Origin of the sequence: Catellatospora vulcania, from assembly GCF_009720385.1 — a bacterium.
In the GTDB taxonomy this organism is placed as follows: domain Bacteria; phylum Actinomycetota; class Actinomycetes; order Mycobacteriales; family Micromonosporaceae; genus Catellatospora; species Catellatospora vulcania.
Genome location: NZ_WARX01000006.1, coordinates 345,673 through 369,490, shown reverse-complemented (window position 1 = coordinate 369,490; position 23,818 = coordinate 345,673). Strand labels below are relative to the sequence as shown.

16 protein-coding genes are annotated in these 23,818 nt (G+C 70.7%); 12 read left to right on the top strand and 4 right to left on the bottom strand.

Annotation, left to right across the window (positions count from 1 at the left end; translation table 11 throughout):
- Positions 1 to 13: 13 nt before the first annotated feature.
- Positions 14 to 568, top strand: coding sequence for an RICIN domain-containing protein (locus tag F6W97_RS27460; RefSeq protein WP_155373401.1), 555 nt, complete (start codon positions 14 to 16; stop codon positions 566 to 568).
- Between the two features lie 27 nt (positions 569 to 595).
- Here the strand turns inward: F6W97_RS27460 and F6W97_RS27455 are convergent, their stop codons facing one another.
- The gene (locus tag F6W97_RS27455; RefSeq protein ID WP_155373400.1) at positions 596 to 2,926 is read right to left on the bottom strand and encodes an ATP-binding protein; all 2,331 of its coding nucleotides are present in this window, start codon (positions 2,924 to 2,926) and stop codon (positions 596 to 598) included.
- 199 nt (positions 2,927 to 3,125) lie between these two features.
- Positions 3,126 to 3,497: a hypothetical protein gene (locus tag F6W97_RS27450; RefSeq protein ID WP_155373399.1), complete on the bottom strand. Its 372-nt coding sequence runs from the start codon at positions 3,495 to 3,497 to the stop codon at positions 3,126 to 3,128.
- A gap of 104 nt (positions 3,498 to 3,601) precedes the next feature.
- On the opposite strand from F6W97_RS27450, the gene F6W97_RS27445 reads away from it, so the two are divergent.
- Positions 3,602 to 4,567 carry a squalene cyclase gene (locus F6W97_RS27445; RefSeq protein WP_155373398.1) on the top strand — a complete coding sequence of 322 codons (966 nt, stop codon included), beginning with the start codon at positions 3,602 to 3,604 and terminating at the stop codon, positions 4,565 to 4,567.
- A 71-nt stretch (positions 4,568 to 4,638) separates the two neighbouring features.
- Here F6W97_RS27445 and F6W97_RS27440 read toward each other — a convergent pair whose 3' ends face one another.
- Positions 4,639 to 7,317 carry a choice-of-anchor A family protein gene (locus tag F6W97_RS27440; protein ID WP_196279351.1) on the bottom strand — a complete coding sequence of 893 codons (2,679 nt, stop codon included), beginning with the start codon at positions 7,315 to 7,317 and terminating at the stop codon, positions 4,639 to 4,641.
- Positions 7,318 to 7,535: 218 nt separating this feature from the next.
- Between F6W97_RS27440 and F6W97_RS27435 the strand changes: the two genes are divergently transcribed.
- The 10 genes from F6W97_RS27435 (at position 7,536) to F6W97_RS27385 (ending at position 23,224) form a co-directional block, all read left to right on the top strand.
- On the top strand, positions 7,536 to 7,889 hold the full coding sequence (locus F6W97_RS27435) for a VOC family protein (RefSeq protein ID WP_155373396.1): 354 nt from the start codon (positions 7,536 to 7,538) through the stop codon (positions 7,887 to 7,889).
- Positions 7,890 to 8,107: 218 nt separating this feature from the next.
- Positions 8,108 to 10,765, top strand: coding sequence for a ricin-type beta-trefoil lectin domain protein (locus F6W97_RS27430; RefSeq protein WP_155373395.1), 2,658 nt, complete (start codon positions 8,108 to 8,110; stop codon positions 10,763 to 10,765).
- A gap of 640 nt (positions 10,766 to 11,405) precedes the next feature.
- Positions 11,406 to 12,764, top strand: coding sequence for an ABC transporter substrate-binding protein (locus F6W97_RS27420; RefSeq protein WP_155373394.1), 1,359 nt, complete (start codon positions 11,406 to 11,408; stop codon positions 12,762 to 12,764).
- Between the two features lie 117 nt (positions 12,765 to 12,881).
- A complete protein-coding gene (locus tag F6W97_RS27415; protein WP_155373393.1) occupies positions 12,882 to 13,844 on the top strand; it encodes a carbohydrate ABC transporter permease in 963 nt (320 codons plus the stop codon).
- 11 nt (positions 13,845 to 13,855) lie between these two features.
- Entirely contained in the window at positions 13,856 to 14,743 is an 888-nt protein-coding gene (locus F6W97_RS27410) for a carbohydrate ABC transporter permease (protein ID WP_155373392.1), read from the top strand.
- Between the two features lie 193 nt (positions 14,744 to 14,936).
- A complete protein-coding gene (locus F6W97_RS27405; RefSeq protein WP_155373391.1) occupies positions 14,937 to 17,900 on the top strand; it encodes a CBM35 domain-containing protein in 2,964 nt (987 codons plus the stop codon).
- Between the two features lie 35 nt (positions 17,901 to 17,935).
- Positions 17,936 to 19,555 (top strand): glycoside hydrolase family 13 protein, encoded by a 1,620-nt coding sequence (locus F6W97_RS27400; protein ID WP_155373390.1) that lies wholly within the window; start codon positions 17,936 to 17,938, stop codon positions 19,553 to 19,555.
- A 223-nt stretch (positions 19,556 to 19,778) separates the two neighbouring features.
- Positions 19,779 to 21,536 carry a right-handed parallel beta-helix repeat-containing protein gene (locus F6W97_RS27395; protein WP_155373389.1) on the top strand — a complete coding sequence of 586 codons (1,758 nt, stop codon included), beginning with the start codon at positions 19,779 to 19,781 and terminating at the stop codon, positions 21,534 to 21,536.
- 245 nt (positions 21,537 to 21,781) lie between these two features.
- Positions 21,782 to 22,777 carry a LacI family DNA-binding transcriptional regulator gene (locus F6W97_RS27390; protein ID WP_155373388.1) on the top strand — a complete coding sequence of 332 codons (996 nt, stop codon included), beginning with the start codon at positions 21,782 to 21,784 and terminating at the stop codon, positions 22,775 to 22,777.
- A 99-nt stretch (positions 22,778 to 22,876) separates the two neighbouring features.
- Positions 22,877 to 23,224: an ADP-ribosylation/crystallin J1 gene (locus F6W97_RS27385; protein WP_155373387.1), complete on the top strand. Its 348-nt coding sequence runs from the start codon at positions 22,877 to 22,879 to the stop codon at positions 23,222 to 23,224.
- Between the two features lie 51 nt (positions 23,225 to 23,275).
- On the opposite strand, the gene F6W97_RS27380 is transcribed toward F6W97_RS27385, so the two are convergent.
- Positions 23,276 to 23,773 (bottom strand): hypothetical protein, encoded by a 498-nt coding sequence (locus tag F6W97_RS27380; RefSeq protein WP_155373386.1) that lies wholly within the window; start codon positions 23,771 to 23,773, stop codon positions 23,276 to 23,278.
- Between the last annotated feature and the right edge of the window lie 45 nt (positions 23,774 to 23,818).

The following is a 23,818-nucleotide window of genomic DNA, read 5'->3' as shown; positions in this document are numbered from 1 at the left end:
GAAGGAGTCCCGGATGAACATGCGGCACAGGCTGGTCGCGCTGGTCCTGGCCACCGCCGTCGCGGCGGCGACGGCCTCCGCAGGGCCCGCGAACGCGGCACCGACGGGGCAGGACCACCAGACCATGGGGGTCGGGGTGTTCCAGCAGATACGCAACGAGTTCTCCCGCAAGTGCGTGATCCCGAAGGGCAACTCGAACATTCCCAACGCCCCCATCGTGCAGCGCACCTGCGAGAACCGGACCCAGCACCGCTGGGCGCTGTTCCCCACCAGCGGCGGGTACTACTGGATCGTCAACCAGGGCAGCGGACTCTGCCTCGACCTCGCGGCCAACAGCGAGGACGAGGTGGTCATCGGCACCCGGGCGCAGCAGTTCACCTGCTCGACGGCGTACACCAGCGAGGAGTGGTACCCGATCTCGTACTTCGGCACCGGCATCTACCTGTTCCAGAACAAGGTCAAGGGCCTGTGCATCGACGTGCTGGGGCGCTCGAGCAACAACGACGCCCCGCTGCAGGTCATCGAGTGCAAGCTGTACGAGACCGCGCAGCAGTTCTACTACCAGTGAGTCCGTCCGCGCCCGGCGGGCGTCGCCTCAGGCGGCGTCCAGCCGGGCGCGCACCGCGTGCGCGCTCTCGTGGCCGATGCGGTCCAGGATCTCCCACGCCTCCTGCAGCGCCGCCCGCGCAGCGTCGCGGTCGCCGGCGGCGAGCCGGCTCTCGGCGAGGTTGCGCAGCGTGGCGGCCGCGCCGAACCGGTCGCCGTCGGCGCGGAACATCGCCAGCGCGCGTTCGTAGCACGCCACGGCCGCGGGCAGATCCCCCAGATGGTGGTGCGCGTAGCCGAGGCTGTCCAGGGTGTCCGCGACGCCCTGCGGGTCGGCGAGGCGCTGCAGCCGCTCCAGCGCCCGCCGGCAGTAGGCGACCGCCTGGCGGTGGTCGCCGAGCAGCCCCAGCTGCCAGCCCACCGCATTGAGGGTGTACGCCTCGCCGGCCGTGTTGCCCGACGCGGTGAACAGCTCCAGCGCCCGCCGCGAATGCTCCAGTGCCTCGCGGTGCCGGTGCGCCCGCTCCAGCGTCTGGCCGAGGTTCAGGTGCGTCTGGGCCAGGCCGTCGTTGTCACCGAGGTCGGCGAAGTCGTCCAGCGCCTGCTTGAGCTGCCCGTGTGACTCGTCGTGGCGGCCCAGCCGGGAGCAGACCCGGGCCAGGTCGCGGTGCCCGTGCGCCTGCCCCGGCAGGTCGCCGTCCCGCTCCGCCGCCTGCAGGACGAGCTCCTGGATCTCGTGCCACCGCACCCACATCGCCCGCCGGTCGAGATAACCGGACAGGGTCCACACGAGCTGCCAGGCGTGCCTGCCGAACCCGGTGCCGCAGGCCCGGCCGATCTCCGCCAGCAGCACGGCGTGCTCGGCGTCGAACCAGGCCTGGGCCGCCTGGGCGTCGCCGAGCTCCACGGCCGTCGCGCCGTCGCTGCTCGGCGCCGGGGCGATGTCGCTGAACAGCGGATGCAGCAGGGCCGCGGCGCGGTGGGCGGTGTGCAGGTAGTGGTCGAGCAGCCGCCGCGTGGCCTGCGTGCGGTCGGCCGGACTGTCGACGTCGTGCGCCAGCTCCCGCGCGTACGCCCGCACCAGGTCGTGCATCGCATACCGCCCGGGGCGGTGCTCGCTGAGCAGCCCGGCGTCGCTCAGCTCGGCCAGCACGCGCCGGGCCGTGCCGACCGGCAGTGCCGCGAGACTCGCCGCCGCGGCGGGGGCGAGGTCGCCGCCCGAGGTCAGCCCGAGCAGCCGCAGCGTGCGGGCCGCCGCAGCGTCGAGGGTGCGATACGACCAGGAGAAGACCGCCCGCACGTCGGTGGACCCGTCGCCGGTGCGCAGCGCCTCCAGCTCCCCCGGCTCCTCCCGCAGTTCGCGCACCAGTTCCGCCAGCGACAGCGCGGGCTGCAACGCGACCCGGCACGCGGCGACGCTCAGCGCCAGTGGCAGCCGGGCGCACGCCTGCACGATCGCCTCGGCGGCGGCGCGTTCGGCCTGCACCCGCGGCTCGCCGACACGCGCGGCGAGCAGCTCCGCCGACTCCCCGGCGCTGAGCGGGTCCAGGTGCAGCACCTGCGCGGCCTGCGCCACGACCAGCCCGGCCAGGCGGCTGCGGCTGGTGACCACCGCCTGGCAGCCCGGACCGCTCGGCAGCAGCGAGAGCACCTGCTCCGCGTCGCGGGCGTTGTCGAGCACGACCAGCATCCGCCGGTCCGCGAGCAGGCTGCGGTACAGCGCGAGCTGGGCATCCGGGCTGGCCGGCAGGCGATCCGGGGCGACCCCGAGTGCTTCGAGGAAGCCGCGCGTCGCCTCGGCCGGCGTCAGCACGGCCCCGGACGGCTCGAACCCGCGCAGGTCGACGTACAGCTGGCCGTCCGGGAACCGGTCCGCGGCCCGGTGCGCCCAGTGCACGGCCAGGGACGTCTTGCCGATGCCGGGCGGGCCGGTGACGATCACCGTGCCGTCGGCGGCCGTCAGCGCGGCCAGTTCCGGCCCGCGCCCGACGAAGTGCGGGCCCCGGGGCGGCAGCCCGCGCGGGCGATCCTGCTCGGGCGCGGGCAGGTCCCGGGCGACGGGCGACTCGCTGAGCAGCTGCTCGATGGCCGCGTGACGCCGCCGCCAGTACTCCTCGACGCCGAACCTGGCCGACAGGCTCGCCGACCGGCCGTGCTGCCCTGCGTAGGCGTGGCAGCGGGCCGCCACGGCCCGGACGACACGCCAGTCCGGCAGCCGCTCGACCCGCCCGTTGAGGATCGCGCCGAGCTGGCTCTTGCCGAGCCCGACCTCGGCCGCGAGCACCCGCAGGCTCGGCCCGCCCGCCTCTTCACGCAGCAGGCGCAGGTCGTCGCAGAGCCGGCCCAGCAACTGCTGGGCGGCACCGCCCGCGACAGACATCGCACTCCCCCATATCGATGACCGTCCCAGCCTAGGCAGGCCGCCCCGCCGGGCGTATCCGTTTTCGGACCGTATCGCTATGCCGACATCGCCCACGTCGACCCGCGTCCCCCGCAAACTCGAGCCGCAACTCTTAAAGACTTGGGCCCACCGTGTACGCGGTTGGGCCCGAGTCTTTAAGAGTTGCGGCAGGTGAAGGTCAGCGGAAGCCGTCGCGGAGGCGGCGGAAGAAGCCGCCCTCCATGGGGAGGGGGGCCGCCGGTGGCGGGGCCACGGCGCGCTGGCGGGCGATCGGCTGGTCGTAGTCGGTGCGTGCGATGGCGTCGACGACCTGCTCCTCGGTGAATTCCTCCGAGCCGGTGATGTGCGGGACGAACCCGACGAGCATCCCGTCACGCAGCACCTGCGCCTCCAGGCCCGCGGTGCCGTCGGTGTCCCAGAGCGCCTCGCGGCCGTCGGGCAGGGCGATCCGGACGCCGACCTTCCGGTGTCCGCCACCCAGCGACAGGTGCGCGGGCACCCCGCGGTCCCGCAGGCGGTCCACCACGCGCCGAGCACGGTTCTCATCCATGACCCCACCGTAGCCAGCCACGCTGGGCAGACGCTGGGAACCACGCCGACCCGCCGCGCGATCCCCCCTTGGACGAACGCACCGCAGTTCCTAAGCTGTCCGGCATGACCGACACCGACCCGGTGATCGACTGGCTGCTCGACTCGGATCCCGCGATCCGATGGCAGGTGATGCGCGACCTGCTCGATGCCCCGCAGCCGCAGTGGGCGGCCGAACGCGCGCAGGTCGAGACGAGCGGCTGGGGAGCCAGGCTGCTCAGCCTGGAGGACGACGACGGGCAGTGGGCGGGCGGCGCCTTCATCCCGCGCGCGTTCGACTCACGGGAGTGGCGCGAGGTCGGTCAGCCGTGGACGGCCACCTCGTTCACCCTGTCGCAGCTGCGGGAGTTCGGTCTCGATCCCGGCTCGGCGCGGGCCGCCCGCGCCGTCGCGCTGATCGGCGCCCATGCACGCTGGGAGCACGAGGGCCAGCCCTACTGGGAGGGCGAGGTCGAGGAGTGCATCAACGGCCGGACCGTCGCCGACGGCGCCTACTTCGGCGTCGACGTCTCGCCGCTGGCCGATCGGCTCAGCGGCGAGCGCCTGGCCGACGGCGGCTGGAACTGCGAGCGGGAGCGTGGCTCGGTCCGCTCGTCATTCCACAGCACCATCAACGTGCTGGAGGGGCTCCTGGAGCAGGAGCGGGCCACCGGCGGCACGCCGCAGATCCGCCAGGCGCGCACCTCGGGCGGGGAGTATCTCCTGACGCGCGGCCTCTTCCGCCGCCTGAGCACCGGCGAACCGGCCGACGAGCAGTTCCTGAGCTTCGCGTATCCGAACCGCTGGCACTACGACGTGCTGCGGGCGCTGGACTACTTCCGTGCCGCCGCCGCCCTGACCGGCGCCGCGCCCGACCCGAGGCTGGGCGACGCGGTCGATTACCTGCGTTCCCGGCGCCTGCCGGACGGCACCTGGGCCCTCGACCGCAGACTGCCGGGCCGGGTCTGGTTCGAGATGGAGGACGGGCCGGGCAGGCCCTCGCGCTGGGTGACGCTGCGGGCGATGCGGGTGCTCAGGTGGTGGGAGCGGTAGGAGGACAGTGATGCACGCCGGCGGTGGGCCGGCGTGCATCACTTCACCTGAACGGTGCGTCAGGCTCCCGGTCAGGGCCGGGGCTTGCCGCCGTACGGCCTCTTCTTCTTGATCACGACCCGCTCGGCCGGGTCGCCGCAGCTGGTCTGCACGGCCTGGTTGCCGTCGTCGCCGCTGTAGGAGGCAACCCACTGGTAGGTGCCGGGTTCGCGGGCCCGGAACGGGTCCGAGCGGTAGTCGCCGTTGCCGGAGACGTCGACCGTGGACGTGAACACCGGCGTACGGGAACAGGTCGCGTCGCCCGGTCCGTACAGGCGGAACGTGATCGTGCCGGTCGGCGCGATCCCGCCGGCCAGGGTGGCCCGGTCGTAGATCTCCTTGCCGACGTAGGTGTCACGCGACGCGTCCGTGGTCAGCGTCGGGGTCACCGTGCCCTGGCTGACGACCACGGACTCGTTCGGGTCGTTGCACGGCCTGGTCACACCCGCGTTGACGGCGTCACCACTGTAGGAGGCGATCCACCGGTAGGTGCCTGCCAGCGTCGGCGTGAACTGCTGCGACGGATAGTTTCCGTTGCCCGTCACCGGCACCGTCGAGGTGAACACCGGAGTGCCCGTGCAGGTGGCGTTGTCCGGGCCGTACAGGCTGAAGGTGATCGTGCCGGTCGGGCTCTGGCCGCCGGCGAGCGTGGCGGTGTCGCGGATCTGGCCGCCCAGCGTGATGTCATCCGAGGCGTCCGTCGACAGAGTCGGGGTCACCGTGCCCGCGCTGACGACCACGGACTCGTTCGGGTCGTTGCACGGCCTGGTCACGCCCGCGTTCGCGGCGTCACCGCTGTAGGACGCGATCCACCGGTAGGTGCCTGCCAGCGTCGGGGCGAACGCCTGCGACAGGTAGGTGCTGTTGCCCGACACCGGCACCGTCGAGGTGAACACCGGATCGCCGGTGCACGTCGCGTTGTTCGGGCCGTACAGGCTGAAGGTGATCGTGCCGGTCGGGTTCTGCCCGCCCGCGAGCGTCGCGGTGTCGTTGATCTGGCCGCCCAGCGTGATGTTGTCCGAGGCGTCGGTCGTCAGCGTCGGCGTCACCACCGCCGGCCGGACGACCACCGACTCGTTCGGAGCGTTGCACAGCAGGGTGACTCCCGCATTGGCGGCGTCGCCGCTGTAGCTGGCGATCCATCGGTAGGTGCCGGGCTGGGTCGGCGGGAACGGCAGCGACGGGTAGATGCCGTTGTTCGACACCGGCACCGCGGTGGTGAACACCGGAGTGCCCGTGCACGTCGCGTTGTTCGGGCCGTACAGGCTGAAGGTGATCGTGCCGGTCGGGTTCTGCCCGCCCGCGAGCGTCGCGGTGTCGCTGACCTGGCCGCCGAGCGTGATGTCATCGGACGCGTCCGTCGTCAGCGTCGGCGTCACCACCGCCGGGCCGACGACCACCGACTCGTTCGCGGCGTTGCACGGCTGGGTCACGCCCGCGTTGTCGTCGTCGCCGCTGTAGCTGGCGATCCACCGGTAGACACCCGCCTGGGTCGGGGTGAAGTCGTCCGACATGTACTCCCCGTCCCCGACGACCGTCGCCACCGACGTGTCCACTGCCGTGCCCGTGCACGTCGCGTCGTTGGGGCCGTACAGGGTGAACGTGATCGTGCCCGTCGGGTTCTCGCCGCCCGCGAGGGTCGCCACGTCGTGGATCTGGCCGCCCAACGTGATGTTGCCGGACGCGTCCGTGCTGAGGTCCGGGGTGGGAGTGGCGACGCAGCTCAGCGTGGCGGCGAACGGGAAGTGGTGCATCTCGCCGCCGTTGGCGGCGGCAGTGCCGTGGATGAGGCTGGCCGCGATGACCTGGCCTTCAATGTTGGAGGAGCTCAGATCGGTCAGCGCGGCATTGGGGGCGTAAAGGGTGCCCTCCAGCGTCGCCCCGTTCGTGGCCAGGGTGATCGCAGTCGCCGTCGGGAAGTTCCAGAGCAGGTATGGCGCGTTGGCACCGCTGATGCCGGCCTGGTTGGGCACGGTCCAGTTGAAGACGTTGCCGGGACCGGTGTCGACGTTGATCAGCAGGGGTGCAGCCGCGGACGGCTGGTTCAGGAAGGTGAGGGTGGAGATGTTCGTGAGGTTGGCGGCCGTGAGATTGAGGACGTTGGTGCCGGGAGCCAGGGTGATGAAGGCGTTCGTCCCAGGGGGCAGGTTCGGCGGCAGGAGCCCGCCGTTGGCGTCCCTCAAGATGACGTTGTTGACGCAGGTGGCCAGGTCGCTCGACGAGCTGCGGAAGTCGGCGAAGGCGGTGGCGAAGTTGATGCCGGTGGCGGCCAGCACGGAGACGACCGGCTGCGTGACGCCGAGCTGCACGCGCGGCATCGAGTTGTAGGCGGCGTTCTCGGCGACGATGTGGGTGGGGCCCGGGTTGTTGCTGTCGTCGATGTCGCGGACGTCGGCTCCGGCCGGGTTGCCCAGCTTGGCGTACGCGTTGTTCTGCACCGACAGGATGGAGGCGGTGCTGCCGGGGAAGTTGATGGTGCCGCCGATGACCAGGGCGCTGGGGACGCTGTCGCCGGGGGCGATGAAGGTGCCCGACGAGTTCCCGCCGACCTGGTAGTTGCCGCCGATGGTGAGCGCGCCGCCCAGCGCGACCGGCCCTTCGGACTCGTTGCTGGTGAGGGTGGCATTGCCCGCGACGAAGACGTTGAAGCCGAGCGCCGCGGCGGTCGGCGCGGACGGGCTCACCGCATGGGCTGGATCGGCGGTGATCATGATTAGCATCGCGGCGGCAGTCGCGCTCAACGATGCGGTGGCGGCCACTATGCCGCGCATCCGGGTTAGCTGCATAGCTGAGATATATAGGCTGACAGTACCCTTATGACCGATTATCTCCATTAATGCGTGAAGGTGCTGTTACAGGGCTACTGTCTCTTTTTGATACCCGTCGGCGCGGGCAGGACAGTCGCTCGCAGCGTGTCTAGGCTGAGCCCGTGAGCCTGGAGTGGGAGCAGACCGTCGTGGACGCGCACGACCCTGCGGCACTGGGCCGCTGGTGGCGGGAGGCGCTCGGCTGGGTGGTCGTCGACGACGACCCGCGCTGGTACGAGATCCGCCCCGCCCTCGACCGGCTGCCCGGTCTCATCTTCGTGCCGGTGCCCGAAGCCAAGACCGGCAAGAACCGGTTGCACCTCGACTTCCGCCCCGACGACCGCGACGCCGAGGTGGACCGGCTGCTCGCGCTCGGCGCGACGCGCGCCGACATCGGACAGGGCGAGCAGCACTGGGTCGTGCTGGCCGACCCGGAGGGCAACGAGTTCTGCGTGCTGTCCTCGCGCCGCTCCTGATCGCAGCCGCGAGCCGCACCGCGGCTCGTTTCCGGACGATGTCCAGACCTTGACAGTCATGTATTTATACGAGTATCAATTAGCTGCAAATAACGTTATAGAGCCGTGAGCTCTGGGACGGTGATGATCCACTACGGACTGTCGCCGCCGCCTTCCCCGACCACGATGAGGCTTTCGGCGACGCCTCATCAGGCCCGGTAACGACCCTGGGAGACCCCATGCACCCAGCACGTCACCGACGGCGCCTGCTGACCGCCGTCCTGCACGGCGCCCTCGGCATCCTCACCGTCATCGGCGGCCTCGCCGCCGCCGCGGCTCCGGCCGCGGCCGCCCCCGCGCAGCCCTCCCCGCTGACCACCCCGTGGACCGGCCAGGCGCTCAACGGCACCCCGCTGCCGGAGTACCCGCGCCCGCAGATGACCCGACCCGACTGGCTCAATCTCAACGGCGAGTGGCAGCTGAGCCAGTCCACCACCAACGGCGCGCCCGTGTTCGGCCAGACTCTGCCCGAGCGGGTCAACGTGCCCTTCCCGGTCGAGTCGGCGCTGTCGGGCATCAAGCGCCCCGCCAACGACAACCGCTACTACCTGACCTACCGGCGCACCTTCACCGTCCCGGCCGGTTGGGCCGGCCGCCGCGTGCAGCTGCACTTCGGCGCGGTCGACTGGCGCACCACGGTATGGGTCAACGGCGTGCAGGTCGGCACCCACACCGGCGGCTACGACCGGTTCGAGTTCGACGTCACGGCGCAGCTCAACGGGGGCGCCAACGAGCTGATCGTGCGGGTCTTCGACCCCACCGACTCCGGCGCCGAAGGCGCCAACCCGGCCCGCGGCAAGCAGGTCCGCAACCCCGGCGGGATCTTCTACATCCCCACCTCGGGCATCTGGCAGACGGTCTGGATGGAGCCCACCCCGACCTCGTCGATCTACAGCGCCGACCTCTACGCCAACCTGAGCAACAACACCCTGCGGATCCGGGTGTTCACCCGCGGCGACGTCACCGGGCACACCGTGTACGCCGAAGCGCTCAACGGCGCCACCGTCGTCGGCGCCGCGACCGGCGGCTTCACCGAGTTCACCGTCCCGGTGCCCAGCGCCCGCCGCTGGTCGCCCGACGACCCGTTCCTCTACAACCTGCGGCTGTCCCTGCGTAACAGCTCGGGTGCGACCGTCGACCAGACCATGCACTACTTCGGCATGCGCGAGGTCGGCAAGGCCGTGCTCAACGGCAAGCTGATACCGACCCTCAACGGCCAGTTCGTCATGCACAACGGCACCCTCGACCAGGGCTTCTGGCCCGACGGCCTGTACACCGCGCCGACCGACGCGGCACTGGCCGGCGACCTCCAGAAGATCAAGGACCTCGGCTTCAACATGGTCCGCAAGCACATCAAGGTCGAGCCGCAGCGCTGGTTCTACCACGCCGACCGCCTAGGCCTGCTGGTCTGGCAGGACATGCCGAGCAAGGGCGACCCCGGCACCGCGGCCCAGCAGACGCAGTGGGAGACCGAACTGCGCGAGGTCGTCGACGAGCACCGCTCCTCCCCCGCCGTCGTCGTGTACGTGCCGTTCAACGAGGGCTGGGGCGAGTGGAACCTCGCCGACACGTCCCGGGTCGCCACGAACGTCAAGAACCAGGATCCGACCAGGCTCGTCAACCCGCACAGCGGCTACAACTGCTGCGCGTCCAAGGGCGACCCCGGCAACGGCGACATCATGGACTGGCACATGTACGTCGGCCCCGACTCCCCGACCCCGACCGCGACCCGCGTCGCGATGCTCGGCGAGTACGGCGGCATGGGCCTGCGCTCGCCCGGTCACGAGTACAGCCCGAACGGCCAGTTCGGGGCGTACGAGATGCACACCAGCACCCAGTCCATCACCGACCGCTTCGTGGGCCTGATCAACTCGTCGACCAACCTGATGTACACCCGGGGCCTGTCCGGCCTGGTCTACACGCAGCCCTTCGACGTCGAGGGCGAGGTCAACGGCTTCTGGACGTACGACCGGCAGATCCTGAAGTTCGACGCCGCCCGGGTGCGGGCCGCCAACCAGGGCATCATCGCCGCGTCCAAGGCGCTCAACACCGGCCCGCCGCCCGGCCAGCGCATCATCGGCCCCGGCGGCAAGTGCGTGGACGTTGCCGCCGACGACACCGGCGGCAACGGCTCGGCCGTCCAGCTGTGGGATTGCCAGGCGACCTCCGGTGACCAGCGCTGGACCTGGGACGGCAGCTCGCTGCGCACCCTCGGCCGCTGCATGGACGCCACCGGCAACGGCACCGCCAACGGCACCCTCATCCAGCTGTGGGACTGCAACGGCGGCGGCGCCCAGCAGTGGGTGCAGCAGGCCAACGGCTCGCTGCGCAACCCGCAGTCGAACCGCTGCCTCGACTCGCCGAGCGGCTCCACCGCCAACGGGGCCCGGCTGCAGCTCTACGACTGCAACGGCAGCGTGGCGCAGGTGTTCCGGGTCGGCGGCGGGTCCACCGCCGCCACCAACATCATCGGGCCGGGCGGCAAGTGCGTCGACGTGGCCGCCGACGACACCGGGGTCAACGGGGCGGCCGTCCAGCTGTGGGACTGCCAGTCCGCGGCCGTGGACCAGAAGTGGGCGTGGGACACCACCACCCTGCGTACCCTCGGCCGCTGCATGGACGCCACCGGCAACGGCACCGCCAACGGCACCCTCATCCAGCTGTGGGACTGCAACGCCGGTGGCGCCCAGCAGTGGATACCGCAGGCCAACGGCTCGCTGCGCAACCCGCAGTCCGGCCGCTGCCTCGACTCGCCCAACGGCTCCACCGCCAACGGCTCGCGCCTGCGGCTGTGGGACTGCAACGGCAGCGCCGCCCAGCAGTTCCTGAAGCAGTAGCGAACACGGTGGTGGGGGGGCGGGCCCCCCCGGCCACACCCCCCCCCCCCCCCCCGCCCCGGGCGGGGCCCCCCCCCCCCGCCGCCCCCCCCCCCCCCCCCCCCCCCCCCCCCCCCCCCCCCCCCCCCCCCCCCGACTCTTTAAGAGTTGCGCCTGGGGTGGGGCGCGGGCGCGGTCGCGGCCGGGGCGGGCCGCCGGGCCGCCGGGCCGCGTGTGGTCGGGCCGTGGGTCGTCGGGGTGCGGGGTGGGTGATCGCTCGACTTGCCTGGCAAGTGGGGGTATGGGCGTGCAAGATACGCACACCTGCCAGGCAAGTCGGACGATCAAGGGGTCGTGCGGGGGTGTGGGGGCGGTGGCGATCTAGGGATTGCGCTGGTCGCGCCCTTCATCGCGCGTCATATCGATGAGTCACGAACTTGCGGGACTGTGCAAGTGGATGGCAAACGAGTCATCACGTTTTTGCGTCATCCTCTGGACTTCCGGGCGCGAGCGCGCCTATCCTTCTGCTCACGCCACGGCGCTGTAACCCCCGAGCGACGCGGCCGCAATGCGCAATTAACAACCCGGAGCGCTCGCCGCTGCCGGAGCAGCCGGGCCGGCTGAGGTCCGGGGTGTGCATACAGAAGGGATCGGAGAACCGATGAACCGACGTTTGCTCGGCAAGTCGCTGGCGCTCGCGCTGGTGGCCGGCACGACGATGCTCGGCGCGGCCTGCGCCAGCGAGGAGCCGGAGACCCCCAGCGGTCCGGTGACCATCACCGTCAACGGGATGCCCCCGGCGACGGACGCGGTCAACCACCAGAACTTCAAGGACGACGTCAAGGCGTTCGAGGCCAAGTACCCGAACATCAAGATTGACGCCAAAGAGGGGTTCATGGACCCCCAGACGTTCGCCACCAAGCTGGCCGGCGGTCAGCTGGAGGACGTCTTCTACGTCTACCTGACCGACCCGGCGGCTCTGATCGCCAAGCGCCAGGTGCAGGACATCTCGGCGCAGCTGGCGGACTTCCCGTCGATCAAGGACGTCAAGCCGGACCTGATGAAGGTCTTCACCGGCTCCGACGGCAAGATCTTCGGCGTGCCGGTGGCGAACTACTCGCTGGGCCTGGTCTACAACCGGACACTGTTCACCAAGGCCGGTCTCGACCCGGCCAGCCCGCCGAAGACCTGGGAAGAGGTCCGTGAGGCGGCCAAGAAGATCGCGGCGCTGGGCAACGGCACCGTCGGCTACGGCGACTACAGCAAGAACAACACCGGCGGCTGGCACTTCACCGCGGAAATGTACTCCGTCGGCGGTGACGTCGCGGTCAAGGAAGGCGACACCTGGAGGGCCGCCTTCAACAACGACAAGGGCAAGCAGGTCCTGCAGCAGCTGAAGGACATGCGCTGGACGGACAACACGATGGGCCAGCGTCAGCTGCTCGAGTGGGCCGACCTGCTGCAGATGATGGCGTCGGGCAAGCTCGGCATGTACATCGGCTCCGCTGACAACTTCCCCGTCATCGTGAACCAGTACAAGGCCAAGTACGAGGACTTCGGTCTCGGCGGCATCCCCGGCGGCCAGGGCACCCTGGGCGGCGGCGACGGCTACATGTTCAAGGCCGGCCTCAGTCCGGAGAAGATCAAGGCCGGTCTGACCTGGCTGTCCTTCAAGGGCGGCGCGCTCGACCCGGACCGCATCGCGGCCGACAACGAGAAGGCGGCCGCCAAGGGCCAGCCCGTGGGTCTCCCGCAGCCGAACATCTGGACCGGCGCCTCGCTGGCCAAGTGGGAGGAGGCGACCAAGAAGCACGCCAACATCCCGTCGGAGAACTTCGGGCCGTTCCTCGCCACCGCCACCACCATCCCGCTGAAGCTGGAGCCGCCGCTGGCGCAGCAGATCTATGCGGTGCTGGACACGGCCATGCAGAAGGTGCTGACGGACCAGAACGCCGACATCGCCAAGCTGCTGGCGGACGCCGAGAAGCAGGTCAACCAGATCCTGTCGACCGTCAAGTGACGCGGTAGGGTCCCGGGCCGCGGGGGCGCCGGTGGCACGTCTGGAAGGACGGTCCGCCGGCGCGGGTCCGGGACCCACCTGCCCCAGGTTCAGCACAGCAGGGAAGGAAGCAAGACGATGACGGTGATCGCGCCGCAGAGCTCGGCAGCGGTGACACGGGGGACGGGGCGCGCCGATGCGCCCGGTGGGCCGGGTTCGGCCCGCGCGGCGCGGTTGCGCCGCAGAATCGGGGACAACCTCCAGGCGTACGCGTTCCTCGCGACCGGCCTGCTCTGCTTCGCCCTGTTCTCCTGGTGGCCGCTGGTCAAGGGCATCATCCTCAGCTTCCAGCAGGACAACTTCGTCACCGACCCGATCTGGGTCGGCATGGACAACTACACGGCCGTGCTCGACGATCCGCTGTTCGCCACCGCGTGGCTGAACACGCTGGAGTTCACCGGCCTGGCGCTGCTGTTCGGGTTCGCGGTGCCGTTCGTGCTGGCGCTGGTCATCAACGAGTTCCGGCACGCCAAGGGCTTCTTCCGGTTCGCGGTGTACCTGCCGGTGATGCTGCCGCCGATCGTCAGCGTGCTGCTCTGGCAGTACTTCTATGACCCCGGCAACGGCCTGTTCAACGCTGTGCTGTCCGGCGTCGGCCTGCCGACCTCCGACTGGAACCAGTCGCCGAAGATGGCGATGATCTCGCTGGTGCTGGTCTCGACCTGGTCGAACATGGGCGGCGCGACCATCATGTACCTGGCCGGCCTGGCCGGCATCCCGGGCGAGCTGTACGAGGCCGCCGAGCTCGACGGCGCGACCGTCTGGCAGCGCATCCGGCACGTGACCATCCCGCAGATGCGCTTCATCATGCTGGTCCTGCTGCTGCTGCAGATCGTCGCCACGATGCAGGTCTTCATCGAGCCGTTCCAGCTCACCGGCACCACCAACCCCGAGACGATCACGGTGATGGTGCTGATCTACCGGTACGCCTTCACCATCAACCACGACTTCGGCATGGCCGCCGCGATGAGCGTGCTCCTGTTCATCGTGCTCGGCGCGTTCTCGGCCCTCTACCTGCGGCTCACCCGCAAGGCCGACTGAGAGGATCCCCGATGAGTTCCCTGACGCGATCCCTGATCTCCGACGCCGACCTGCGCCGCGGCAACGGCCGACTGATCTACCGCCTGGTGCTGGGCACGCTGGCGGTGGCCTTCGTGCTGGCCTTCATCTTCCCGCTGTACTGGATGGTCACCGGCGCGATGAAGACGCCGATCGAGCTGGCGCAGCCGTCGCCGACGCTGTGGCCGACCGAGTGGCACCCCGAGACCTATCTTGAGGCGTGGCGGCGGCTGGAGATCGGCCGCTACCTGGCCAACACGGCGTTCTACGCGCTCGGCGGCTGGCTCATCCAGCTGATCGTCGACGTCGCGGCTGCGTACGCCCTGTCGAAGTTGCGGCCGATCCTCGGCAATGTGGTGCTGGGCGGCATGCTGGCCAGCCTGATGCTGCCCGCCGCGGCACTGCTGGTGCCCGCCTACCTGACCGTCGCCGAGGTGCCGATCTTCGGGGTCAACCTGCTCAACACCCCGTGGGCGCTGTGGCTGCCGGGCGCGGCGAACGCGTTCAACATCTACGTGCTCAAGCGCTTCTTCGACCAGATCCCGAACGACCTGCTGGACTCGGCGGGCATCGACGGCGCGGGGCGGCTGCGGCTGCTGTGGCACATCATCCTGCCGCTGTCGCGCCCGGTGCTGGCGGTCGTCTCCATCTTCGCGATCATCGGGTCCTGGAAGGACTTCCTCTGGCCGCTGCTGGTCCTGCAGGAGGCGGAGGGCCAGACCATCAGCGTGGCGCTGAGCCGCCTGGCCAGCACCGGCCGGGTCACCAACAACGAGATGTTCGCGGGCCTGGCCATCGCCAGCATCCCGATGGTCGTCATCTTCATGGTCTTCCAGCGCAGCATTCTCAACGGCCTGTCCGCGGGAGCCCTCAAGGGGTAACCCATCAAGTTTCCGGCCGCCCCGCCCGGTGGCGGCCGGATCGTAGATCCGCTCACGCACCGCCGCCCGGCTCCGCCATGCCCGGGGGCCGGTCGGTGCTGCCCGGAACACGGTCTGCTGTCGCCGCCCGGCGACGGACGGCCGGGTTCCACCGCCACGGGGGACACACCGACGCAAGTGAAGGGAGTACGCAATGACGCTGCACCATCGCACCGCTCCACGCATCCCCGCTCGCACCCTGCTGGCCGCTCTCGCCGCGGCCGTGCTCACCCTGGCCGCGGGCCTGCTCACGGCCCTGCCCGCGTCCGCCGCGACGACGACCTACCAGGCCGAGTCGGCCGCGCGGGCCGGCGGGACCGTGGTCGCCACCGACCACACCGGTTACACCGGTTCCGGGTTCGTGGGCGGCTACACCGACACGAACAAGGGCAACGCCAACCTGACGTTCACCGTGAACGTGTCCGGGACGGCCAGCCGCACGCTGACCCTGCGCTACGCCAACGGCACCACGGCGACCAAGACCCTGTCGCTGTACGTCAACGGCACGAAGCTCAAGCAGATCAGCCTCAACGCCACCGCGAACTGGGACACCTGGGGCAACCAGGTCGAGACGGTGTCGCTGCCCGGCGGCAGCAGCACCGTGTCCTACAAGTTCGACACGGCCGACTCGGGCAACGTCAACCTGGACAGCCTGACCGTCGCCGACATCGCGGCCCCGCCCGCGGGCCAGTACGAGGCCGAGTCGGCTTCGCTGTCCGGCGGCGCGACCGTGGCCACCGACCACCCGGGCTTCACCGGCTCCGGTTTCGTGGGCGGTTACACCGATGGCAACAAGGGCAATGCGAACACGTCGTTCACCGTGAGCACCGCGAGCGCGGGCACGGCCACGGTCACGGTGCGCTACGCCAACGGCACCGGCGCGAACATGACCCTGTCGCTGTACGTCAACGGCGCCAAGCTGCGCCAGATCAACCTCCCGGCGACCGCCAACTGGGACACCTGGGGCACCACGGCCGAGGGCGTCACGCTCAACGCCGGGAACAACACGGTCGCGATGAAGTTCGACAGCACCGACTCGGGCAACATCAACCTGGACAACATCAGCGTGTCCGGGACGACCCCGCCGAGCAGCCCGTCGCCGACCCCGAGCACCAGCCCGACCCCGCCGGTCACCGGTGTGGCGTACGAGCTGGAGACCGGTTTCCTCTCCGGTGGCACGTCCACCGCGACCGGCACCGGCGGTTACACCGGTAGCGGTTACGTGACCGGCCTGACCACGGCCGGCGCGCGGGTCATCCGCACCGTCAACGCCACCACGGCGGGGGCGACCACGGTGACGCTGCGCTACACCAACAGCAACGGCGCGGCCCGCACGGTGTCGGTGTACGTCAACGGCCTCAAGACCGGCCAGTTGGCGCTGCCCGCCGGTTCGGGCTGGCTCAACGCCGCGCAGAGCCTCACCCTGCGCGCCGGGCTGAACATCATCGGGTACCAGTACGACTCGGGCGACTCCGGCAACGTGCTGCTGGACAACGTCACCGTCGGCAGCGGCACGGCCCTGGCCACCCGCGGCGCGACCCTGCCGTACACCGTCTACGAGGCGGAGTCGGGCAGCAACAACGCCTCCGTCATCGGGCCGAACCGGGCCTACCTGACCGAGGCGTCGGAGGCGTCCGGCCGCCGGGCCGTGAAGCTGTCCTCGACCGGGCAGTACGTGCAGGTCACGCTGACCAAGCCGGCGAACGCGTTCGTGATCCGCTACTCGATCCCGGACAACGCGGCGGGCACCGGCAACACCAACCCGCTGGCGCTGTACGCGGGCTCGACGAAGATCCAGGACGTCAGCCTCAGCTCGGTCTACAGCTGGGTGTACGGGGCCTACCCGTACAACAACAACCCGGCGGGCGGCGAGCCGCACCGGTTCTTCGACGACGTGCGGGTGCTGCTGGGCACCACGTACCCGGCGGGCACGGTCATCAAGCTGCAGAAGGACGCGTCCTCGTCGGCGGCGTACTACACGATCGACCTGATCGAGGCCGAGGTCGCCCCGGCGGCGCTGTCCGCCCCGGCCGACTTCCTGAACCTGACCTCCTACGGGGCCGTCGCCAACGACAGCGGTGACGACACCAACGCGTTCAACAGCGCGATCTCTGCGGCGCAGAGCCAGGGCAAGGGGCTGTGGGTGCCGGCCGGCACGTTCATCGTGAACGCGCGGGTCAACATCGCCAACGTCTCCCTGCGCGGCGCGGGCGTATGGCACACCGTCATCAGGGGCACCAACGGCAAGGGCGGCTTCTTCGCGACCGGGTCGAACGTGCGGCTGGCCGACTTCACCCTGGCCGGCGACGTGCGCTACCGCGACGACAGCGCGTTCGACGCCGGCATCGAGGGCAACTTCGGCACCGGCTCGCTGGTCAGCAACGTCTGGCTGGAGCACACCAAGGTCGGCATGTGGCCGTCCACCGGCACCAACGGCCTGTACGTCGTCGGCACCCGGATGCGCAACATCTTCGCCGACGGCGTGAACGTCAACGGCGGCGCGACCAACGTGCGCGTCGACCAGAGCACGCTGCGCAACACCGGTGACGACGCGCTGGCCATGTGGTCCAACTCGGCACCGGTCACCAACGGCGCGTTCACCTTCAACACGGTGGCGCTGCCGATGCTGGCCAATGGCGCGGCGATCTACGGCGGCAACGGCAACCGCATCGAGGACAACCTGATCAGCGACTCGGTGTACGCCGGGTCCGGCATCGCCATCAGCACCTGGCACGGGGCGCTGCCGTTCAGCAACACGACCTCGGTGCAGCGCAACACGCTGACCCGCACGTCGAGCTTCGAGCGCAACTGGAACTCCTCGCTCGGCGGGCTGTGGATCTACGCGGAGGCCACCGACATCACGGCCCCGGTCCAGGTCTTGGACGTCGACATCATCGACTCCACCTACCAGGGCATCCTGCTCAGCTTCCAGCGCAACATCACCAACCTCACGCTCGACCACGTCACCGTCAACGGCGCCGGGACGTACGGGATCGAGCTCAACGCCGCGGGCAGCGCGTACGTCACGTACGTCGCCGTCTCCGGCGCCGCGAGCGGCGGATTGATCAACCGGCTGGGTTACACGCTCAACCGCGGCCCCGGCAACAGCGGTTTCTGACCGAACCCACCGCTAGACACTGAAGGCAGGTACCCGTGTTCCACAACGACACCCGCGACTGGTGGCACCACGCCGCCATCTACCAGGTCTACCCGCGCTCCTTCGCCGACGCGAACGGCGACGGCGTGGGCGACCTGGCGGGTATCCGCGCCAAGCTCGGGTACCTGCACTCCCTCGGCATCAACGCGATCTGGTTCAGCCCCTGGTACCCATCGCCGATGGCGGACGCCGGCTACGACGTGGCCGACTACCGCGACATCGACCCGTCCTTCGGCACCCTCGAAGAGGCGGAGCTGCTGATCGCGGAGGCGCACGAGCGCGACATCCGCATCATCATCGACATCGTGCCCAACCACTGCTCCGACGCCCACGCGTGGTTCCAGCGCGCGCTAGCCGAGGGGCCGGGCTCACCGGCCCGGGACCTGTTCTGGTTCCGGGCCGGTCGGGGGGAGCACGGCGAGCTGCCGCCCAACGACTGGAACTCCATCTTCAACGGACCGGCCTGGACCCGGGTCGCCGACGGCGAGTGGTACCTGCACCTGTTCGCCCCCGAGCAGCCCGACCTGAACTGGGAGAACCCCCTGGTCCGGGCCGAGTTCGAGGACATCCTGCGGTTCTGGTTCGACCGCGGCATCGACGGCATCCGCATCGACTCCGCCGCCCTGTGCGTGAAGGACCCGACGCTGGCCGACTTCGACCCGGCCGCCCCGCCCTCGCCGCACCCGTTCGAGGACCGCGACGCCATCCACGACATCTACCGGTCGTGGCGCGTCATCGCCGACTCGTACGAGCAGCCGCGGGCGCTCATCGGCGAGGTCCTGCTCGCCGACATCGACCGGTTCGCGCTGTACCTGCGGCCCGACGAGATGCACGCCGCGTTCAACTTCCACTTCCTCGGCTGCCCGTGGGACGCCAAGTCGCTGCGCCACTGCGTCGACGCGACCCTGGCCTCGCACGCCCCGGTCGGCGCACCGAGCAGCTGGGTGCTGGCCAACCACGACGTCACCCGTACGGTGACCCGCTACGGCCGCACCGACACCGGCTTCGAGCACGCCCTGCGCCAGGCCCGCCACCTCATGCCCACCGACGAGGCGCTCGGCCTGCGCCGGGCCCGCGCGGCGGCGCTGCTGACCCTGGCGCTGCCCGGCTCGGTGTACGTGTACCAGGGCGAGGAGCTGGGCCTGCCCGACGTCGAGCGGCTGCCCGACGACACCCGCCAGGACCCGATCTACCACCGCTCCGGCGGCACCGACCCGGGCCGCGACGGCTGCCGGGTGCCGCTGCCCTGGTCGTCGACCGGTTCCTCGCACGGTTTCAGCCCTTCCGGCGCCGAGCCAGCCTGGCTGCCGCAGCCGGACTGGGCGCACCTGACCGTCGAAGCGCAGCAGGCCGACCCCGGCTCGATGCTGCGCCTCTACCAGGCCGCCCTGGCCATCCGGGGCGGCGAGGCCGGGCTCGGCGACGGGCCGATGACCTGGCTGGACACCCCCGAGCAGGTCGTCGCGTTCACCCGGCCCGGCGGCTTCACCTGCGTGGTGAACCTGTCCACCGAACCGGTCGACCTGCCCGCGCACACGGCAGTGCTGCTGACCAGCATCGAGCTGACCGACGGGCGACTGCCCGCCGACGCCTCGGCCTGGCTGCGCACGGCCTGACAGACCGCCCGCGGCGGTGGTTGAGCGGACCACCGCCGCGGGTTCCTCCCCGCACCCGCCCACCCGCCACCGCGACCCGCCTTCCCTCGCGGGCCGCGTCGCTCGTCATGATCGCCGGACTTGCCTGGCAACCGGGCGAAAGCGCCTTCAAGATACGCACAGGTGCCAGGCAAGTCCGGCGATCTTGGGCCACGGCGAGCACACCTACTCCCAGGAGTCGCTGATGTCTCGCAAGGTGTTGATCCCGCTGGTCGTGGGTGTGGTCGTGGCGGCCGTCGCGCTCGCGTGGCCGGGGGAGGACGAGCCTGCGAGCGCGCCGCCGCGCCTGACCGCCGTCGGCGACATCGCCGGGCGTGGGGCGTCGCTGCCTTGGCAGGCGTACGAGGCGGAGCACGTGAGCACCGACGGGACCGTGATCGGGCCGGACCGCCGCCACGGGACGCTCGCGGGGGAGGCCTCCGGCCGGATGGCGGTGACACTCCAGCCCGGACAGCGGCTGACGGTCACCCTGGCCGCCCCGGCGAACGCGGTCAACGTCCGCTTCTCGATCCCGGACAGTGCCGACGGGAGAGGCCAGGACTCCTCGCTCGTGCTGGAGGCGGCCGGGGCGACCCTGCCGCCGCTGGCGCTGACCTCGCGCTACAGCTGGTTCTACGGCGGCTTCCCGTTCACGAACAACCCCGCCCAGGGCGGGGAGCGGCACCTGTACGACAGCGCCCGTACCCTGCTCGGCACCGACCTGCCCGCGGGCGCGACGGTCACCCTGCGCGCGGGCAGGGTGACCACCCTCGACCTGGTGGAGTTCGAACAGGTCGAAGCCCCGTTGCCGCGACCAGCCGGTGCGCTGTCGGTCGCCGATTTCGGGGCCGACCCGGGCGGCGCGAAGCCTGCGGGGGAGGCCTTCACCAAGGCGATCGAGGCGGCCCGCGCCCAGCGCAAGGTGCTCTTCGTACCGGAGGGCCGTTACGCGGTGGGGCAGCACCTGCTGCTCGACGGCGTCACCGTGCAGGGCGCGGGCCTGTGGCACACCGAACTGCGTGGCAAGGGCGTCGGCGTCTACGGCAACCCCGCCCCGAAGCCCTCCCGGCAGGTGCGGGTAACCGACCTGGCGATCATCGGCGAGGTGGACGAGCGCGACGACCACGCGGCGCTGGCCGGGGTCGGCGGCGCGCTCGGCGGCGGCTCGGTGCTCGAACGCCTGTGGATCCAGCACGTCAAGGTCGGCATGTGGCTGGACGGCCCGTTCGACGGGCTGCGCATCACCGGCTGCCGCATCCTGGACGTCACCGCCGACGGCATCAACCTGCACCAGGGCGTCAGCAACACCGTCATCAGCGGCAACCTGGTGCGCAACACCGGCGACGACGGCATCGCCCTGTGGTCGGAGGCCGGAGCGGACGGCTTCGACGGCGAGTTCGGCGCGGACCGCGACGTCACCATCGAACGCAACACCGTGCAACTGCCCATGCTGGCCAACGGCATCGCGATGTACGGCGGCCACGACAACACGGTCCGCGAGAACGTCGTCGCCGACATCCAGGTCGAGGGCGGCGGCATCCACGTCGGCAACCGCTTCTCGGCGACCTTGCTGCGCGGCACCACCCGGATCGAGCGCAACACCACCCTGCGCGCCGGAGCCGACCACCCGTTCCTGGCCACCCCGATCGGCGCGCTCTGGTTCTACGCCAAGGACGCCCCGCTCACCGGCGACGTGCGCGTCACCGACAACGACCTGCTCGACAGCACGTACGCCGCGCTCCAGGTCTTCGGCTCCTCCGTCACCGACGTGACCGTCACCGGCCTGCGCGTCCACCGCACCGGCACCCACCTCCTCCAGATCCAGTCCGCCGGCTCGCTCACCCTCACCGGCCTCACCGCCGACGGCGTCGCTGCGTCACCCCTCTTCCACTGCCCCGACGCCGTCACCTTCACCCTCACTGGCACTTCCCTGACCCCCGCCTATTGCGGCCCCTTCCTGTGAAAGGAAGGGCACCTTCACCTCGCTATGCGTTGTAGAAGGTGCCCTTCTTAACCGTTGACCGGGCTGGGCGGCTGGGTTGCGTGCGCGCTGGGGGGGCGATGATCGCGGTCCACGGTCGGAAAGTGCGGTTCGACCGCAGGTTCTGACCGCAAACAGCGATCATCGCCCCGTGGCGGTGCGCGGATCTCAGTGAATCGGTTCGGTTTCTGCAAGTGGCTTGCACCCGGGTGTTCTACACTTGCGCGATGGCGCGGAGGCTGGCCGAAGTGGCCCAACATGTCGGTGTCAGCGAAGCCACCGTGTCCCGGGTGCTGAACAACAAGCCCGGCATCTCCGAGGCCACCCGGGCGGCCGTGCTGTCGGCGCTCGACGTGCTCGGCTACGAGCGCCCCACCAAGCTGCGCGGCGAGCGCGCCCGGCTGGTCGGCATCGTGCTCCCGGAGATGCAGAACCCGATCTTCCCCGGGTTCGCCGAGGTCATGGCGGGCGCGCTGGCCAAGAAGGGGTTCACCCCGGTGCTGTGCGCGCGGACCGTCGACGGGGTCGCCGAGTCGGAGTACATCACCATCCTGCTGGAGCAGAACGTCTCCGGCGTGATCTTCGCCAGCGGCCTCTACCAGCAGACCCGGGCGGCCCACGAGCACTACGCGCGGCTGAGCGAGCGCGGCCTGCCCACGGTGCTGATCAACGCCAGCGCGGACGGGCTGGCCTTCCCCCGGGTGTGCACGGACGAGGAGCACGCGGTGGAGCAGGCGTACGCCCACCTGACGGCGCTCGGCCACGAACGGATCGGGCTGGTGCTCGGCCCGCCGGACCACGTGCCCTCGGCCCGCAAGCTGGCCGCCTACCGGGCCGCCCGCAAGGGCGCGCCCGAGCTGGTCGCGCACGGCGCGCTCACCATGGAGGAGGGCCACGCCGCCGCAGCCCGCCTGGTCGCCGAGGGCGCGACGGGTCTGATCTGCGCCAGCGACGTGCTGGCCATCGGCGCGATGCGGGCGGTACGCCGGGCCGGCAAGCAGGTGCCCGCCGACGTGTCCGTGGTCGGCTTCGACGACTCGGGGCTGATGGCGTTCACCGACCCGCCGCTGACCACGGTGCGCCAGCCGATCGTCGCCATGGGGCAGGCCGCCGTCGCGCTGCTGCTCAGCCAGATCGACGCCGAGCAGGTGCCCGACGACGAGCTGCTGTTCGAGCCGGAACTGGTGGTGCGCGCCTCGACCGGCCCCGCCCCGGCCGCCTGACGCCGGGCGGCTGCTCGGCGTGACCCGCCGATCCGGGCAAACCGCTGGCCGGGCCGCCGCGCCGGACGGTAACGTGCGCCGCTGCGAGAGGAGCGCGCGATGACCGAGACCTTGACCCTGTGGCGGCCCACCGGCCCGAAAGAGCTGAACCTGGTACGCGAGTCCGGCTGGCGGGCTTGGCCGCCGCGCCTGCCGGACCAGCCGATCTTCTACCCGGTGCTCAACGAGCAGTACGCCATCATGATCGCCCGGGACTGGAACGTGCCCGCGAGCGGCTCGGGCTACGTCACGCGGTTCGCGGTGGAGCGGGCGTTCGCCGAGCGTTACCCGGTGCGGCAGGTCGGAGGGCGGGACATCCTCGAACTGTGGGTGCCCGCCGAGGAGTTGGACGAGTTCAACCGGCACCTCGTGGGCCTGATCGAGGTCGTGCACGAGTTCCACGCCTGAACGTGGCGGCGCGCGGCCGTGCGCTCGCCGCGCGCGGCCGCACGTCGGGCTTTACGAGCAGCGGGTCTCGAGAACCTGCGTCTTCTGGTCTATCGAGGCGGCGAACTTCTCGATCGACGCCATCGCCGCGGCCGGGTCGGTGCCGGAGCGCAGGGACTGCTGCAGCGCGGCGGCCTCGTCCCGGACCGAGCGGGCGAGCGCCGTCAGGTCCGCGTCGGTGGTCTTCGCGAGCGCCTCGTCGAGCGTGGTCAGCGGCAGGTCGAGCTTCTCCGCGGCCTGGTCCAACCCCTCGCGGGGAGTCTTCGTCCCCTGCTCGGCCAAGGTGACGGAGACCGACATGCCGGCTGTCCGCATCGACACGAGCAGCAGCGCGGTCGCGACCGCGGGGCAGTCGCCGGAAGGGCCGGCTGCGGTGCCGGGAGTGGCGAGGGCCGTCGCACCCGCCGACGCCGCGGGTGCGACGGGCGCGGCGGAACCGCCGTCGGCACACGCGGTGAGGGAAGCAGTGGCCAGGAGCAGTGCAGTGAGCAGTACACGGTTCGGGGTCACCGCGGGAGGCTAACAACATCGACCGCGGCGCGCTGTCCCCGCACG

Excerpts from the sequence above, each read along its gene's own strand:
- F6W97_RS27460 (WP_155373401.1), top strand. The coding sequence starts at position 14 with ATGAACATGCGGCACAGGCTGGTCGCGCTGGTCCTGGCCACCGCCGTC.
- F6W97_RS27455 (WP_155373400.1), bottom strand. The coding sequence starts at position 2,926 with ATGTCTGTCGCGGGCGGTGCCGCCCAGCAGTTGCTGGGCCGGCTCTGC.
- F6W97_RS27450 (WP_155373399.1), bottom strand. The coding sequence starts at position 3,497 with ATGGATGAGAACCGTGCTCGGCGCGTGGTGGACCGCCTGCGGGACCGC.
- F6W97_RS27445 (WP_155373398.1), top strand. The coding sequence starts at position 3,602 with ATGACCGACACCGACCCGGTGATCGACTGGCTGCTCGACTCGGATCCC.
- F6W97_RS27440 (WP_196279351.1), bottom strand. The coding sequence starts at position 7,317 with ATGATCACCGCCGATCCAGCCCATGCGGTGAGCCCGTCCGCGCCGACC.
- F6W97_RS27430 (WP_155373395.1), top strand. The coding sequence starts at position 8,108 with ATGCACCCAGCACGTCACCGACGGCGCCTGCTGACCGCCGTCCTGCAC.
- F6W97_RS27420 (WP_155373394.1), top strand. The coding sequence starts at position 11,406 with ATGAACCGACGTTTGCTCGGCAAGTCGCTGGCGCTCGCGCTGGTGGCC.
- F6W97_RS27415 (WP_155373393.1), top strand. The coding sequence starts at position 12,882 with ATGACGGTGATCGCGCCGCAGAGCTCGGCAGCGGTGACACGGGGGACG.
- F6W97_RS27410 (WP_155373392.1), top strand. The coding sequence starts at position 13,856 with ATGAGTTCCCTGACGCGATCCCTGATCTCCGACGCCGACCTGCGCCGC.
- F6W97_RS27405 (WP_155373391.1), top strand. The coding sequence starts at position 14,937 with ATGACGCTGCACCATCGCACCGCTCCACGCATCCCCGCTCGCACCCTG.
- F6W97_RS27395 (WP_155373389.1), top strand. The coding sequence starts at position 19,779 with ATGTCTCGCAAGGTGTTGATCCCGCTGGTCGTGGGTGTGGTCGTGGCG.
- F6W97_RS27390 (WP_155373388.1), top strand. The coding sequence starts at position 21,782 with ATGGCGCGGAGGCTGGCCGAAGTGGCCCAACATGTCGGTGTCAGCGAA.
- F6W97_RS27385 (WP_155373387.1), top strand. The coding sequence starts at position 22,877 with ATGACCGAGACCTTGACCCTGTGGCGGCCCACCGGCCCGAAAGAGCTG.